The sequence below is a fragment of the Empedobacter sp. UBA7620 genome, assembly GCF_002484185.1.
Taxonomy (GTDB): domain Bacteria; phylum Bacteroidota; class Bacteroidia; order Flavobacteriales; family Weeksellaceae; genus Empedobacter; species Empedobacter falsenii_C.
The window spans coordinates 42,220-58,165 of sequence record NZ_DLJI01000039.1 but is presented as its reverse complement, the minus strand read 5'-3'; the positions used below and the strand labels follow the sequence as shown (position 1 = coordinate 58,165).

General features: G+C 31.3%; 16 protein-coding genes. 5 read left to right on the top strand and 11 right to left on the bottom strand.

Annotated elements, in window-relative coordinates; genetic code table 11:
• Positions 1 to 2 precede the first annotated feature (2 nt).
• Complete coding sequence (locus B2217_RS09635; protein WP_180905717.1) at positions 3 to 581, bottom strand: DUF3109 family protein; 579 nt, start codon at positions 579 to 581, stop codon at positions 3 to 5.
• Between the two features lie 71 nt (positions 582 to 652).
• Here B2217_RS09635 and B2217_RS09630 point away from each other — a divergent pair, with 71 nt between their 5' ends.
• The 3 genes from B2217_RS09630 (at position 653) to rsmI (ending at position 3,695) form a co-directional block, all read left to right on the top strand.
• Positions 653 to 2,404 (top strand): 1-deoxy-D-xylulose-5-phosphate synthase, encoded by a 1,752-nt coding sequence (locus B2217_RS09630; RefSeq protein ID WP_180905716.1) that lies wholly within the window; start codon positions 653 to 655, stop codon positions 2,402 to 2,404.
• Positions 2,405 to 2,465: 61 nt separating this feature from the next.
• On the top strand, positions 2,466 to 2,960 hold the full coding sequence (locus B2217_RS09625; protein ID WP_180905715.1) for a DUF4252 domain-containing protein: 495 nt from the start codon (positions 2,466 to 2,468) through the stop codon (positions 2,958 to 2,960).
• 60 nt (positions 2,961 to 3,020) lie between these two features.
• Positions 3,021 to 3,695: a 16S rRNA (cytidine(1402)-2'-O)-methyltransferase gene (gene rsmI / locus B2217_RS09620; protein ID WP_180905714.1), complete on the top strand. Its 675-nt coding sequence runs from the start codon at positions 3,021 to 3,023 to the stop codon at positions 3,693 to 3,695.
• Here the strand turns inward: rsmI and recJ are convergent.
• Genes recJ through B2217_RS09605 form a run of 3 tightly spaced genes read right to left on the bottom strand, consistent with a single transcriptional unit; the run spans position 3,692 to position 6,874 of the window.
• Entirely contained in the window at positions 3,692 to 5,392 is a 1,701-nt protein-coding gene (gene recJ / locus B2217_RS09615; protein WP_180905713.1) for a single-stranded-DNA-specific exonuclease RecJ, read from the bottom strand. The genes rsmI and recJ overlap by 4 nt on opposite strands.
• 50 nt (positions 5,393 to 5,442) lie before the next feature.
• Entirely contained in the window at positions 5,443 to 6,192 is a 750-nt protein-coding gene (locus B2217_RS09610; protein WP_019974792.1) for a uroporphyrinogen-III synthase, read from the bottom strand.
• Positions 6,193 to 6,199: 7 nt separating this feature from the next.
• Entirely contained in the window at positions 6,200 to 6,874 is a 675-nt protein-coding gene (locus B2217_RS09605; protein WP_180905712.1) for a DUF4271 domain-containing protein, read from the bottom strand.
• A gap of 66 nt (positions 6,875 to 6,940) precedes the next feature.
• Between B2217_RS09605 and B2217_RS09600 the strand changes: the two genes are divergently transcribed.
• The gene (locus B2217_RS09600; RefSeq protein ID WP_180905711.1) at positions 6,941 to 7,663 is read left to right on the top strand and encodes a polyprenol monophosphomannose synthase; all 723 of its coding nucleotides are present in this window, start codon (positions 6,941 to 6,943) and stop codon (positions 7,661 to 7,663) included.
• The gene (locus tag B2217_RS09595; RefSeq protein WP_180905710.1) at positions 7,660 to 8,058 is read left to right on the top strand and encodes a DUF4296 domain-containing protein; all 399 of its coding nucleotides are present in this window, start codon (positions 7,660 to 7,662) and stop codon (positions 8,056 to 8,058) included. The genes B2217_RS09600 and B2217_RS09595 overlap by 4 nt, the downstream gene beginning before the upstream one ends.
• Positions 8,059 to 8,479: 421 nt before the next feature.
• Here the strand turns inward: B2217_RS09595 and B2217_RS09590 are convergent, their stop codons facing one another.
• The 7 genes from B2217_RS09590 to rsgA all read right to left on the bottom strand — a co-directional run bounded on the left by B2217_RS09590 (position 8,480) and on the right by rsgA (position 15,945).
• Positions 8,480 to 9,709 (bottom strand): 3-phosphoshikimate 1-carboxyvinyltransferase, encoded by a 1,230-nt coding sequence (locus tag B2217_RS09590; protein ID WP_291122425.1) that lies wholly within the window; start codon positions 9,707 to 9,709, stop codon positions 8,480 to 8,482.
• 2 nt (positions 9,710 to 9,711) lie between these two features.
• A complete protein-coding gene (locus B2217_RS09585) occupies positions 9,712 to 10,038 on the bottom strand; it encodes a nucleotide pyrophosphohydrolase (RefSeq protein ID WP_038333238.1) in 327 nt (108 codons plus the stop codon).
• Positions 10,039 to 10,126: 88 nt separating this feature from the next.
• Positions 10,127 to 12,145 carry a DUF3857 domain-containing protein gene (locus B2217_RS09580; protein ID WP_291075529.1) on the bottom strand — a complete coding sequence of 673 codons (2,019 nt, stop codon included), beginning with the start codon at positions 12,143 to 12,145 and terminating at the stop codon, positions 10,127 to 10,129.
• A gap of 7 nt (positions 12,146 to 12,152) precedes the next feature.
• Complete coding sequence (locus tag B2217_RS09575; RefSeq protein ID WP_291075531.1) at positions 12,153 to 14,045, bottom strand: DUF3857 domain-containing protein; 1,893 nt, start codon at positions 14,043 to 14,045, stop codon at positions 12,153 to 12,155.
• Positions 14,046 to 14,064: 19 nt separating this feature from the next.
• The gene (gene dtd / locus B2217_RS09570; protein ID WP_115002146.1) at positions 14,065 to 14,514 is read right to left on the bottom strand and encodes a D-aminoacyl-tRNA deacylase; all 450 of its coding nucleotides are present in this window, start codon (positions 14,512 to 14,514) and stop codon (positions 14,065 to 14,067) included.
• A gap of 134 nt (positions 14,515 to 14,648) precedes the next feature.
• Positions 14,649 to 14,921, bottom strand: coding sequence for a hypothetical protein (locus tag B2217_RS09565; protein WP_221854400.1), 273 nt, complete (start codon positions 14,919 to 14,921; stop codon positions 14,649 to 14,651).
• 103 nt (positions 14,922 to 15,024) lie between these two features.
• A complete protein-coding gene (gene rsgA, locus B2217_RS09560; protein ID WP_291075533.1) occupies positions 15,025 to 15,945 on the bottom strand; it encodes a ribosome small subunit-dependent GTPase A in 921 nt (306 codons plus the stop codon).
• Position 15,946 lies beyond the last annotated feature (1 nt).

The window sequence follows — 15,946 nt, the reverse complement described above, 5'->3', positions numbered from 1 at the left end:
TTTTACTTTTTTTGGTTGTTTAATTCTTGTTGAATGGCCATTAATTCATCGTACCATTCTTGTCCAAATTTTCGGACTAACGAATCTTTTGCAAATGTTGCAACATTCACTTTCAATTCTTTTCCTAAGGTACAAGCATCCGAGCAGATATCCCATACATCATAGTTAACAGAAGTGAAATTTGAATATTCCTTAACACGAACTGGATACAAATGACAAGAAATCGGTTTTTTGTAATCAACTTTTCCGTCTTCGTATGCTTTTTCAATTCCACATTTTGAAAAACCATTTTCTTCGAAAACTAAATAAGCACATTCGCGATTATTGACTAATGGAGTTACCCAATCGCCATCAGTATCCATTGTGTACTTACCTTCTTGCTCAATCACCGCAATTCCTTCGGGACGCAAATAAGGTTTTACATCTTCATAAATATCGTCTAATACAGTTAGTTCGTCATCATTCAAAGGCGCTCCTGCGTCACCTTCTACACAACAAATCCCTTTACATTTGTTCAGATTACAAACAAAATCTTTATTTAGTAGTTCTTCAGATACAAGGGTTTTTCCTATTTGGAACATGTTACATTAAATTTTGTAACATGCAAAGGTACGGAAAATTCCTCAGAAAAATGTAATTTTGTAAAAGAATAATGGATAATCTACTTTCAAAAATCAATCATCCTAAGGAACTTAGGACTTTTGAAGCGTCTCAATTAACTGCTTTAGCTCACGAGATGCGCGAGTTTATTTTGGATACTTTGAGTGTAAAACCAGGACATTTAGGTGCTAGTTTGGGTGTGATTGAATTAACGATTGCATTACATTATCACTACAATACACCTAAGGATTTGTTAATTTGGGATGTAGGTCATCAATGTTATCCACATAAAATTTTGACAGGTCGTCAAAAAATTTTCGATTCACTTCGTCAAAAAGATGGTATTTCCGGTTTTCCTACACGTATAGAAAGTGAGTTTGATACATTTGGAACGGGACATTCTTCTACCTCTATTTCAGCAATTGTTGGGATGGCAACTGCGGATAAAATTAATCAAATCAATAGAAAACACATTGCAATTATTGGTGATGCATCGATTACTTCTGGAATGAGTTTAGAAGCATTAAATCATCTTGGATCGACAGATTTGGATGTTTTAGTGATTTTGAATGATAATGATATCGGAATTGATCCTTCGGTTGGTGGTTTGAAAAAACATTTTAAATCATTAGAAAATCAATCCGAAAATATCTTTACCAATTTCGGTTTAAATTTTATTGGAACAATTGATGGACACAATTTTGATGAATTATTGAATGCTTTCAATAAAACTGATTCAATCAAAGGTCCGAAAGTTTTACACATCAAAACAATAAAAGGAAAAGGTTACGAACAAGCCGAAATCGATCAAGTAAAATGGCATGCTCCAGGTTTGTTTGATAAAGAAACGGGCGAAATAAAATCGAAGAAAAAAGAAAAATCGTATCAAGATGTTTTTGGTGAAACCATGCATCAATTACTTGAAGAAAATTCACAAATCGTTGCAATAACACCTGCGATGTTAACAGGAAGTAATTTGGTAAAATGTCATCAAGATTTTCCTGAACGTGTTTTTGATGTCGGAATTGCTGAGCAACATGCGGTGACGTTTGCAGCTGGTTTGGCGACGCAAAATACCATTCCGTATTGTGTGATTTATTCGACATTTTTACAACGTGCGTACGACCAAGTCATTCACGATGTAGCGTTACAGAATCTGCCTGTTGTATTTTGTATTGATCGTGCAGGATTCGTTGGTACAGATGGCGCAACGCATCATGGTTATTTTGATATTGCGTATTTGCGCGAAATTCCGAATATGATTGTGTCTTCGCCTCGAAACGAAAAAGATTTCAAAAATTTATTGTACACAGCGCAGTTTACAACTCAACCTTTTGCGATTCGTTATCCAAAAAATAATATCCAAATAAGTGATTCTAAAGTCGAAAAAATAGAAATCGGTCAATCTGAAATTATTTTTGAAGGAAATAAATTAGCGATTCTTTCAACTGGATTAATTAGTTCTCGAATTGAGGAAATTATCATCCAAAATAATCTTCAAGAAAAAGTTGCTTTGATTGATTTTCCATTCATCAAACCTTTGGATGAATCTCGCTTAAAAGCTATTTCACTAAAATATTCTACCATTCTAACTTTTGAAGATGGAATAAAAAAAGGAGGTTTTGGAAGTGGAATTTTAGAATTTTTAAATTCTATTCATTACAAAGGGAATATCACAATTAATGGATATCCAGACGAATTTATCGAACATGCTTCGATTTCTGAATTAGAACAAATGATTGGTTTAGATGATTCTTCAATATTGGAAATAATTTTTTCTTACCTAAAAATTCAACAATCCTAAAAATTAATAATTTTCGGTACGAGAGTTGTTATTCTTTCTCTAATTTATAAACACAACAACAATGAAAAAAATAATCGGTTTATCTTTTATAGCAGTATTGTTAACATTGCAATCTTGCGGTACAACAAAAAATATGCAAGAATTCTACACAAAATATCACAATCAATCTACTGTAATTCCTTTACCTTCTTTTGCGTTGAAATTAGCTGGAAAAGCTGGCGGAACAGATTTATTTAATTATTTAAAATCGGCTAAAGTTTTTGTTGTTTCAGATGCTGGACAAGGAAAACAAAAAAGAATCATGAACGATTTGCAATCGTCTATGCGTGGTGAAAAATACGAAAACTTAGTAAAATTCAAAGCGAAAGATAGCCGTTTGAACATTTCATTACAAGAAGATGGCGGACGAGTTAAGAAAATGATTTTTGGAATTAACGGTTTGCGAAATGTATTGGTTATCGATTCTAAATTAGATATTCCAAGAACAGATTTAGACAAAATTTTAGACAAAGTTTCGGCTGAAGATATTGCAGATTTAGCAGATATTTTGAAATAATATATGAAGCCAGCTAATTTGCTGGCTTTTTCTTTTGAAATTACTTTGTAACTTTGTCGCATGAGTGGAAAATTATATTTGGTTCCGACGCCAATCGGAAATTTGGGAGATATGACATTTAGAGCGGTTGATGTGCTAAAAGAATCAGATGTTATTTTGGCAGAAGACACGCGAAATAGTGGTATTTTACTGAAACATTTCGAAATTTCTACTCCAATGCGTAGCTATCATATGCACAATGAGCATCAAGCAACTGAGGATATTATTCGTCAGTTAAAAGATGGACAAATCATTTCAATTATTACAGATGCCGGAACTCCAGGTATTTCTGACCCAGGTTATTTGTTAGCCAAAGAATGTGTGGCAAATAATATTGTAATCGAATGTTTACCAGGCGCAACCGCTTTTGTTCCTGCATTAGTTGTTTCTGGATTACCAAATAACGAATTCACTTTTGTTGGATTTTTACCTGTAAAAAAAGGAAGAAAATCTAAATTAGATTCATTGTTAGAAGAAAAGAAAACGATGATTTTCTACGAATCTCCACATAAAATTGGACGTACTTTAAAAGATTTAGCCGAAGCTTTTGGAACTGAACGCAAAGCAAGTTTATCACGTGAAATCTCGAAAAAATTCGAAGAAACTTTACGCGGAACATTAACTGAATTAGCCGAAATAGCCGAAAAAAGAAATTTGAAAGGTGAAATGGTTTTGATTGTAGAAGGAAATCATTAATCGTTGAAACGAATATCTTTTATATTCAATTGCCAAGTTCCTTTTCCTTGCCAATAATTCATTCCGATTGTGTACACCATATCAAATGATTGTCCTTTCTCTAATTTTGGTCCAAATTTTCCTAATTTGAAGCCAATTGCAGGAAACGTAATACGTGTATCGCGCTGATGTACGTATAAACGCGCATGTTCTTTACCAACTAATCGGAAATCTGTTGCTAATAAATCCTTCGAAATAAAAACAGGATTCATATTATCTGGTCCAAAAGGCGCCATTCGCATCACCGATTCCAAGAAAGAACGCGTCATATCATTAAAAGAAATTTCTTTATCGATCAAAATTGATGGCGTAAAATGTTTTCCATTCGACATTTCTTTCACTGTTTGATCGAATCTAATCTTGAATTCTTCAAAATTTTCTTCTTTCATTGCTAAACCAGCAGCAGCCATATGTCCACCAAACTGTGTTAACAAATCTTTGTTTTTTTCGATTGCCGAATGTATATCGAACTCTTGAATAGAGCGAGCCGAACCTACAATTTCACCTTCATTATTCTTCGTACAAACAATAGTTGGTTTATAATACAAATCGACCAAACGAGAAGCTACAATTCCGATTACACCTTTATTCCAAGACGCATCGTAAACAATGGTCGAATATTTTTCTTTGGTATTGATTTGATCCAATTGAAAAAGTGCATCATGCGTCATATCAAGATCCAAGGTTTTGCGCTCGTTATTTAATGAATTAATATCATTCAAATATTTACGACAATCCTCTTCATCAGTACTCAACATAAAACGAACCGCTTCCGAACCATGTTTTATACGACCTGCAGCATTAATTTTTGGTGCAATAGAAAAAACAACATTCGAAATATTGACATTATTTTTAATATTAGTCGGAATTAATTGCTGAAAAGCCAAACGAGGATCTGAATTTAATCGTTTCAAGCCAGCATAAGCCAGCACACGATTTTCTCCTGTAATCGGAACAATATCAGCCGCAATACTTACTGCAACTAAATCTAAAAGTGGTAAAAGATTTTCTTTTGGAAGATTGAATTTCTCTGTATAAGCTTGCACCAATTTAAACCCAACGCCACAACCGCTCAAATCTTTGTAAGGATAACGACAACCTTTTTGTTTTGGATCTAAAACAGCGTACGCTTTAGGCACAGAACGATCTGGTAAATGGTGATCACAAATAATATAATCGATGCCTTTTGATTGGGCATATTTTATTTCTTCGTGCGCTTTAATTCCACAATCTAAAGCAATTACAAGTGAAATATTATTTTGTACAGCGAATTCTATACTTTGTTGAGAAATTCCATAACCTTCGTTATTTCGGTCAGGAATATAAAAAAAGACTTTCGAGTAGATAGAAGTCAGAAATTCGTAAAACAAAGTTACGGCTGTTGTTCCATCTACATCGTAGTCTCCAAATATTAAGATATTTTCTTCGTCATCAATTGCATTTTTGATACGTGAAACCGCATCACACATTCCTTTCATCAAAAAAGGATCATGCAATTCGTCTAAGGATGGATTAAAATACGATTTGGCTTGCGCAAAATTCGTAATTCCACGTTGGGCTAATAAAATAGCAAGCACCTCAGAAATGTTAAGCGATTCTCTTAAATCCTTAACAACTTCAGTATTGGGCTGTTCTTTTATTTCCCATCTTTTTTCCATCTCTTTAATTTACATAAATTTTTTAATTAGAGAGAAGGGTAAAGCGAATATTATTTTGATTTATTTGCTTCTTTCACGTATTTATCTAACGCCATTGTCATTGAAGGCGTTTGTGGTGTTGGCACCTCAATGTCTACACGTAATCCCATCTCTTTTGCTTGATCTACTGTCGATTTTCCGAAAACGGCAATTCTTGTATTTTCTTGCACGAAATCTGGGAAATTTTCGAATAATGATTTGATTCCTGAAGGTGTAAAAAATACTAAAATATCGTATTTTACATCAGACAAATCAGATAAATCACTCGAAACAGTTCTAAACAAAGTTGCTTTTTGCCAAGTTAATCCTAAACTATCTAGTAAAGTAGGAACATTTGGTTTTAAAACATCAGATGCTGGTAATAAAAAGTTTTCGTCTTTGTGCTTTTTAAATAAAGGCACCATATCCGCAAAAACTTTTTCTCCAATATAAATTTTACGTTTTCTGTAAACAATGTATTTCTGTAAATAGAATGCAATTGCTTCTGATTCGCAAAAATATTTCATAGAGTCAGGAACAGTAAAGCGCATTTCTTCTGCTAAACGGAAAAAATGATCAATAGCGTTTCTACTTGTAAAAATTACAGCAGTCACTTTGCTAAAGTCAATTTTTTGTTGTCTTACTTCTTTAGCGTCTATTCCGACAACTTGGATAAATGGTCTAAAATCAATTTTGATTTTATTTCTTTTTTCAATCTCGTAGTATGGCGAGTTTTCTGCCTGAGGCTTAGGTTGAGATACTAATATTGATTTAACTTTCATAGTAATTTTAGATTACTTTACCTACAATTAATAGTTTTGCTAATACCATTATAGGTAAAATTTCTAGGGTGCAAAGGTACAAAATATTATAATACCAAACTGATTTATTGTCACTTATTTGTTTTGCGTATATATGATAAATTTCGAATATTCTATTCAAAAACAACAAAATAAAGCCAATCACCATCAAGTAATCTTTGTTAATTTGTGTGTAAAAAAACAAAAAACAAATAATAAGTAAGAGTAAAACATTTTTTGCATTGACAAAACTCGAACTTTTCATAAAATATGAAACAGAACTAGATTCGTAGAAAACACGATAAAAAATTACCTCAATCATCAACCTAAAAAGCATTATCAAACTAATTACACCAAAGGTAATTCCGACACGTGAAAGATAATAAAACTTAAAATTTGGAATATGATTATATGTAATATCAAAATACGAAACCAACAACAAACTTATCAGCAAAACCGTCACACCATTAACAATAAAACTAAATAACGTCGTATTATCATCCGTAAAACTCATGTATTCGGTTTTATTATCTAGCGTTTTGAAATTTTTCGCAAACAAGTATTTTGCTGCACAAACCAATAACAAACACACCGTCAAAGCAATAAGAACAGTGTCATTGCCAAGTGTATTTTTTCCTATCGAGATTAAATCGTTTGTTTTCATAATTTTTTCAAAAATACAAAAGACTAACAATCTTATAACTATCTTTATGCCCACAAAATAATATTTATGTCGGACAAATTAGTTATTATCCCGACCTACAACGAAAAAGAAAACATAGAAGCCATTATTCGTGCAGCTTTGGCTGTTGACGGAGCATTTGATGTGCTTATTGTTGACGACAGTTCTCCAGATGGAACGAATGATATTGTAAAACGTTTGATTCCTGAATTTAATGGACGTTTGCATTTAGAAATTCGTACCACAAAAGATGGTTTAGGACGCGCTTATGTACATGGATTTAAATGGGCTTTGGCAAATAATTACGAATATATTTTCGAAATGGATGCCGATTTTTCACACAATCCAAATGATTTACCTCGCTTATACCAAGCCTTAGCAGATGGTGCCGATTTAGCAATTGGCTCACGCTATTCTAACGGTGTAAATGTTGTGAATTGGCCAATGAACAGAGTTTTATTGTCATATTTTGCGTCGAAATATGTGAGCATCATCACGCGATTACCTGTACATGACGCTACAGCAGGTTTTGTTGGTTATAAAGCAAACGTGTTGAAATCTTTGGATTTGGATAAAATACAATTCAAAGGTTATGGTTTTCAGATTGAAATGAAGTATAAAACGTGGATTAAGAAATTTAAGCTAAAAGAAGTTCCTATTATTTTTACAGACAGAACTTTAGGCGAATCAAAAATTAGTTCTGATATTATTGGAGAAGCCGTTTTTGGTGTAATTTCGTTACGATTAAGAAAAATATTTGGTAAATTATGAAAAACATAATCTTTTTATCACTGATTTTTTTGAGTATTTTTAGTTGCGCACCAAAAAATTACGACAAACCAAAAGATCTCATCAATCAATCTGAAATGATTGATATTCTTACAGATTTATACATTAGTCAACAAGGTCTACAGATGTTTCCTACTCAAAACCAAGATCAAAGTATAGATTTAGCAAAAGATGCCGTAGATATTATGAAAAGTTATGATATCACGTTTCATCAATTTTCTGAGAGCTACAAATATTATATGATGCAGCCCGAAAAATTCAAAGATATGCTGAATGATGTGAAAAAGAATCTTGAAGATAAATTATCTGACGAAGAAAAAGAGCGTCAAAAAAATCAAAAGAATAGCTTAAATAATACTATAGAAGCAGAAAAATAAACAAAAAACCTCAAGTGAATCACTTGAGGTTTTTTGTTTGTCATAATTTACCTTATAATTATATTGTAATTTTTACAATTATTTAATTATAAACTTCTTAATCAATTAAATTTATAATCTATATTTGTATCAACTAAAAAATCCTTCTGATGCAATCTAAAAAGATAAGTAAATCAAAGAAAGTTGGATTTGGATCGAAAACAATCAATTATAAAGACGTCGTTATCGTTTCTATTTTAATTATAATAGCTGCTTTAACCATCTTAATATTTTTGAATTCTTAACGAACAAATCCCTGTATTTATCTTAAAGGAAATCATCTTAGTTTCGCAATATTGCATAAGGTAATAACTACTCACAGGTAGTTAATAGTTGATAGATTTAAAAGCCTTTCAATAACTATTGTGAGGCTTTTTAATTGTTATACAGATTTAATTTCAAAACCTAATTGTTTCCAGTCTTCCCAAAATGTTGGATAAGATTTTTCTACGACCATTTCATTCTCAATTCGAATTGGGTAAATTTGCGACAAAGGCGCCATACACATTGCCATTCTGTGGTCGTTATATGTTGCTAAAGTAGGCGTTTTTTCAAAATTATTATAACCTTCTATCGTTAATGAATCGTTTGTAATTGTTATAATTGCTCCAAATTTTTCCAACTCATTTTTAAGTGCGATTAAACGGTCGGTTTCCTTGATTTTTAGTGTTTCTAAACCAGTTAAATGACATTTTGTTTTCAATCCCACACAAGTTGCAGCAATTGTCTGTGCAATATCTGGAGTATTGATTAAATTTAATTCGATGATAGATTTTGGTATGAAATTATCTTCATTTTTCAATGTTAAAACTCCATTTTCAAAAGTTGAAATTACACCAAAATTTTCTGCATAAATATGTTGCAAAGCTGAATCTCCTTGTAAAGAATCTTCGAAATAAGTTGAGATTTTAATTTCAGAATTCTGCGATAAAGCAATCAAACTATAATAATATGAAGCTGAACTCCAATCAGATTCTACTTGTAAAGTTTTAGCTTTGATGTTTTCAGTAAAAGGAATTTTGATTGTATTTCCTTCGAAAATTGCATTAATTCCAACTTTATTCAATAATTGAATTGTCATTTGAATATAAGGAATAGAAATAATTTTTCCATCCAAATTAATCGTTAATCCATTTTCTAATTTCGTTCCAATCAAACATAAAGCAGAGATATATTGAGAACTAATGTTAGAAGGGATTGTAATAGAATCTTTCGTTATTTTTTTTCCAACAATCGATAAAGGTGGATAACCTTCGTTTTCTTGATACGAAATTTCTGCACCCAGCTCATTCAAGGCATCAACCAAAACTTTTATTGGACGTTGTTTCATTCTTTCAGAACCTGTCAACGTTATTTTTCGTCCATCTTGAATAGAAAAATAAGCCGTTAAAAATCGCATGGCAGTTCCCGCGTGGTGAATATCAACTAAATCACTTTTGTTCGCTAACGCTTTTTGCATTAATTGAGAATCTTCTGAATTTGAAACATTTTCTAATGTCAAAACATTCTCAAATAATTGACTTAATAACAACAAACGATTGCTTTCGCTTTTAGAACCTGTGATGGCTAATTGATTGTTTATCGGAGATTTTAGAGCAGAAATTTCAATCATATTTATTTTAATTTATCATTATTTTGATGACGATCGTGGTCACGTTTTGTTTTATAATCTAATTTTTTGTAAAAAGCTGATTCTAAATCAACACCTGTTTGATTTGCCAAACAAAGCGCTACAAAAATAACATCTGCCAATTCTTCGCCAAGATCTTTGTTTTTATCAGATTCTTTCTCCGATTGTTCACCGTAACGACGCGCAATAATACGTGCAACTTCTCCTACCTCTTCAGTTAATTGTGCCATATTTGTTAATTCGTTAAAATAACGAACACCATGTTCTTTTATCCAATTATCAACGTCTGTTTGTGCTTGTTTAAGGCTCATCTTATTTTAAATTTTAAAAGTTAAAGGTACAAAAATAAAAAGCCAACTCGTATTTGGAGTTGGCTTTATTCGATGTTTAGAATATTTTTTATTGTTTTACCAAAATCACTTGCTGACTTTCTGCATTAATAATATTTGTTAAAAATTCTTTCAATGGTTTATAGTATTGTGCAGGTAAAATACTGTATGGAATAACTTTTTGGGCTTGAGCGATAATAAAACCATCTTTTTCAATTACTTTATATGCATATCCACCAGCTTGATCGGGCATTGTAAATTGCTTTTCAGTTGGTAAAGATTCGACTTTGTAACCTTCTGGAATTTTAATTTTAACTGTATTTGTATTCGTAGTTGGTGCACCAAACTCAATATTGTAATTACGTTGATCTAGATTTAAATTATGTTTTGTATTCGCAACAAATAAAAATGGATTGAATAATATTTTATTTCCAGCCACATCTACTTTTACATCATCAAATTTGAATTGATGACGAATTACATTTTGTTTGTTATCTTGTGTTTTAAATTCTGAAATTTCAAAATTATAATCTTCTACAAATTCTTTTTCGAACGCTTTTGGATCATCTGCGATTTCACTTTTATCAAACATATAAAAATAATTATCGCGAACATTCGAAAAAATTCCAGTTAATGTTCCGTCTGCTTTTAAATCTGCCGTAATTGATATTTTATCATTGGTCATAACCGAATTACGAAGAGGAACTTCTTTTATTCCTTTGTCATTTACCATAAATCCACGATCGTTAATTGCTCGAATTGGTAATAAATTAATTTGAGCATTTTTATCAGTTGCATCCATTAAATAAAATTCATTATCTATTGTTGCTCCAACAATTACATAATTCAATTTGCTACGTGAAGGAAACGAATAATTGATTAAACCATTTTGCAACGTACTCAAAACAATTGGATTTGCGTCTAATCCGGCTTTACGCAACATAGCTGTTAACATAAGATTGATATCCGCTGAATTTCCAGATTTTTCGTTAAATGCTTTTCGGATTCCTTTATCTGTATATTGACCTAAATAATCATTCCAAGCCATGTTGTTTTTTACATAATTGTAAATTGCTTGAGCTTTTTCAATATTTGTAGATTTTCCAACAATTGTAGCGTTTACAGTTTCATCTAAAAAATTATTCCCATTTAATTGTCGACCAAACTCTTCATGATCCATCAAATCTTTACCAATACGTTCCCATGTTGTAGAAAAATTTTCTGAAGTTCTACCAGGAGCAACAAAAGAAGCCAACTCAAACTGAATACTTGCTAGCATATTTCTTGGATTAAGCACATAAGCTTCGCGAGAATAAGAAGGTAAATTAGTTAATGAATAGGTTTGCGTGTCAATTTTTAATTTGTGGTTACTTGATGTCGCGCCTTGATTTCCCATATTTCCCCCAAAAGATGAAACACCTCTGTTTCCAAAAGAAGTAGTTGAAAAAGTATCATCTTTAGAATTTTTTGTTAATTTTGGAGCAAATGCACCTCTCAAATCTTGTTGATAATTAAAATGTTCTTGATTTTGCATCGTCAAATTACTCGCAACTACAGGAATTGATTGTTGAAAATACCAGGTATCCGTACTTCCATAAAATGGAGAAATAATTTCGTACGTATATTCTAAGATTGATCCATTTTTTACATTTGGAAAAGTAAACGTTTGTTTATCCATAAAACGATGAACTTTATCTAAAAAAATATCTTTTTTCTCGACTTTTTGTTCAACAATTTTTCCGTTTTCAAGGTTATAAGTAACCGCTTTTAAAGTAATCAATTTATCTTGATCTGATCCTGAGCTTTTGTAAAGAGGAATTTCTATTTTTAAAACATCATCAGGTGTTTTATCCTTATCAAAAACAATTACTCTATAAAAAACTTTTTTTGTTTGCTCAACACCGCCTTGATTGGTATTAAAACTAACTTTATAATTTCCGTCAGCATATAAAACTTCTGCTGGAGCATCAGCTTGAATTGTACTTTTTGTTTTCTCGAAATCTTGTTTAGATAGTTTTCCAAATTTTACATCTTGTGCAAAACTCGAAACAGTTGCAACTGTCGCAACAATCGTAAATATTGTTTTCATATTAGTGTTATAATTTTTCTAAAAGTAGTTTTGTGTTGTCGTAACCCGAAATTTGTCTTCTAAATTCTACATATTCGTTGTATTTTTCTTTCGAAAAAGTTCCAGAAAATTGTTTGTAAATACGTTTTATTTCGAATGCATTATTTTCTTTCGGATTGATTTCTAATTGATATTCTCCAAAAGCAGATTTCACGGTTATAGCATCAAATTTTTGTGGTAATTTATAACCAGAAGGAAGTGTCAATGTATACGAAACTTCGTCAACATATCCTGTCTCGATGTTGAAATCAAACTTTCTATCTTTCATTTTTTTGACAGAAGTCTCTTCTTTATTCACTGGAATAATATTCAGAATGATGTTATTTCCTTGAATTTTAGCATAATTTGGTGCTGAAAACTCGAAATTTGAAGTAAAAACAGCATTTTTCCAATCATTATTAAATTCTTTCTTTTTGAATGATATTCCTTGTAAGTAAGAAAATCGATTTTTTAAACGAACATCAAGATCTTTTTCGCTTAATTGATTAAATCTTGCAAAATTCTCATAAATCAAACCTTTGGAAGTTTCAGAAAAATCAAAATTTAATGTTCCATCTGCTAAAAGTGTTGCATTTCCATTGACGAATAATTGATTATCTTCTGTTTTGAATTGTTGCGAAGGAATAATTTTTCCGCCTTTTTCATCAACAATTAATACTTTTCTATTTCCTGCAAAATCACCTAAATAATTATAAGGAGCTGTTTGACTTGTTGCTTCTAACCAAATATCTTTTCCATTTAGAGGTATATAAACAATCATGTGATTTCCTTGTTGATACATCATTTGTTCATCAATATCAATTGGATTTCCAGCAAATAATATGGTGTGATACGATTTGATATTCACTGCATCTAACATTCCAATCATATAATTAGATAAGGCTTTGCAATCGCCATAACTTTTGCTCTCAACATAAGAATTTGGAAAAGGCGAAAGTCCTCCAATTCCCAGTTGTACGCCAATATATCGAACTTTATTTTGCAAATATTTGTACAAAATCTGAACTTTTTCTTCATCCGACTTTGCTTCTTTTACCATATTTTGAAAAACAGATTTTTGAGCTGGAGTAAAATCTAATTTTGTACGAATTAAATTATCAAAAGTCCATTTTCCGTAATCATTCCAATTGTCAAAATTTCCTTTAACACCATCGATATTGATTTGATTTGAAGCTAAAATAGCGCGAGGAAATATTTTTTGACTTCCAACCATTTGATCTTCTTCATTAAATGCCAAAACATTGTTTAATGAATAGCTCAAATTATTGTTATCTCCTGTTTTTGCAATGTCAAAACCTTTAAAATTATCTTCTTTCAATCGAATAGTTGAAGATGTTTTATTTACAAATTGATAAGACGATTTTTCGATTGATAAATTCGCTGCTCGTATAGGTGACCAACGCGGAATCCAAAGTGTATTTTTGTTCGTTGTAACAATTTTATAATGTATCGTGTAAGGATAATTTGTTGGTGTGTAATTCAAATATTTTATACGATCATCCGTGTACATTTGTCCACCTGTTACATAACTTTGGTCACCAAAATCTTTGGTCTTGAATTTTTTAATTTCTTTTCCATTTGCATCATACAAAGTTGCCTCGAATAAGTCAATTTTTGTATTTGCATCATAATTCGCTTGCGCACCAACATAATTATCGCCCGCTTTACTCAAAACCGTTACGACAACGTCTTCCGTATATTTTAATTCATCAACTTTTAGAAGTTCTATTTTTTCTTCATTTTTTCGTACAACAGCATAAGCATCTTTTATCAAATCGGCTGGAATTTGATCGACTGCATAGTTTTGCGCAAAAGAAAATGAACTAATAAAAAAAGTTGAAAAAAGTAGAGTTTGTTTCATTCAATATCTGTTAATCAAGTTATTCTTTATTTTTTGAATCGATAAAAATAGTTACAGGACCATCATTCAATAATTCGACTTTCATATCTGCACCAAAAATTCCTCTTTGTACAGGCTTGAAATTTGATTCTAAAACGTTCAAAAATGTTTCATATTGTACGTTTGCTATGTCCGGTTTTGACGCTTTGATATATGACGGACGATTTCCTTTTTTCGTAGACGCATGCAACGTAAATTGAGACACAACCAAAATATCTCCATTTGTTTGCTGTACATCCAAATTCATCACATCATTTTCATCATTGAAAATTCGGAGTTTAATTATTTTTTTCGAAATCCATTCAAAATCTTCCTTCGTATCATCAGGTTCAAAACCAACCAAGGCCAAAATTCCGCTTTCAATTTTTCCTGTTATTTCTCCATCTACCATTACAGAAGCATGTTGCACACGCTGTAAAATCACTCGCATAATTCTTGTTTTATTGATTTAAAATCGATTTGAATTTAAGAAATTATTAACAAATAAAAAAACGTTACAACTCATCTTTTAAATGTGTTATAACGTTTGTTGTAATTTAAGTTTAGAAAGCAATCGCTATAGGTTTAAGTTAGTTGGTTAAAATAGATTTCCTCATCTGCAATTATCGCATAATATAACTCATAGAGCTTTGACATTTTTTTTGCATTGATGATTTCTTGTTCTATATTTTTTATTCTGTTTTCTTTATTTTCAGAATTATCAAATTCAGCAATCCACAATTTATTTGGATTTAATGGTTTCCAATTTAAATCTTCTAAATGCAATAAAAATCTTTCTTTTTGTTCCTTTGTACATTCCTCAAAATCTAAAGCGATTTTTACGGATAAATTGCTCATTCAATTAATTTTAACAAAAATAAAATGAGAAATTGAATTATTTTTACGTGAAACCGTAATTTGAGAAAATAAAAAAGCCATTTCATAAGAAACGGCTTTTTTATTATTTTTCGGTATAAATATCTTCTTCTAAAAAAGTGAGATAATTTTCGTAGCGAGAAACTGCGATTTCACCAATTTCTACTGCATAACGTACAGCACATTTTGGCTCGTTAACGTGAATACAATTATCAAATTTACAATTGTGTTTCAGTTCTAAAATTTCAGGAAAATAACCTTGTAATTCGGTTTTGTCGATATGAACCAAACCAAATTCTTTAATTCCAGGCGTATCGATAATAAAACCTCCAAAAGGCCATTCGTACATCTGTGCAAAAGTTGTGGTATGTTGTCCTTTGCTATTAAAATCAGAAACTTCGTGCGTTTTTAAGTTTAAATCAGGATTTAAAGTATTCAACAACGTTGATTTTCCAACGCCAGAATGTCCCGAAACCAAACTTACTTTATCTTTCATTCGATCTTTTACAAGATCTAAATTTAGACCAGTTTCAGCCGAAATATCTAGACTTTCGTAACCGATAGAATTGTAAATTGATTTATAAATTTCTAACTCAGCCATTTCATTTTCTGTGTACGAATCCATTTTGTTGAATAAAATTACAACAGGAATATGATAAGCTTCGGCAGTAATCAAAAAACGGTCAATAAAACCAAACGAAGTTTTGGGATTAGAAAGCGTTACAACCAAAAAAGCAACGTCAATGTTAGATGCAATAATGTGCGTTTTTTTGGATAGATTAACAGATTTTCGAATGATGTAATTTTTGCGATCATGAATTTTTGTAATGACAGCAATATCATCTTTGTCAATCTCAAACTCAACCTCATCTCCAACAGCAATTGGATTGGTATGTTTGATATTGGCTATTCTAAATTTTCCCCTAATTCTTGCCTGATAGGTTATACCATCTTCGGTTAAAAGATGATACCAACTACCAGTAGATTTTATGACAATTCCTTTCAAT